1 rRNA gene is annotated in these 360 nt (G+C 41.7%); it reads right to left on the bottom strand.

Annotated features, from left to right (window positions below):
- Positions 1-39: 39 nt before the first annotated feature.
- Positions 40-154 (bottom strand): 5S ribosomal RNA (rrf, locus tag J582_RS25615).
- Positions 155-360: the final 206 nt, after the last annotated feature.

Below are 360 nucleotides of genomic sequence, written 5' to 3'. Positions count from 1 at the left end.
AAACACCCCCAATTTTAGTTGGGGGTGTTTGGAATAATGAGCTGGCGATGACTTACTCTCACATGGGTAACCCCACACTACCATCAGCGCTAAGAGGTTTCACTTCTGAGTTCGGGAAGGGATCAGGTGGTTCACTCTTGCTATGGTCGCCAGCACAACTGTTTATGGATACTTGCTTTGGTCTTATTGACTGCCGAAGCGTTTTCCAAATCTTTACAGACTGGGCTGATTGAATCTGATTGTGTTCATTTTATCTAGTGTTATAACTAAATCAAGTTGCTTTGTAGATTTATGAATCGATTGATGCTTTATATACAACTGCTTGGGTGTTGTATAGTCAAGCCTCACGAGCAATTAGTA

The organism is Acinetobacter sp. 1566109, assembly GCF_000582255.1.
Classification (GTDB): domain Bacteria; phylum Pseudomonadota; class Gammaproteobacteria; order Pseudomonadales; family Moraxellaceae; genus Acinetobacter; species Acinetobacter nosocomialis.
Note: the sequence above shows the minus strand (reverse complement) of the source record. Positions and strands in the feature narration are given on the sequence as shown.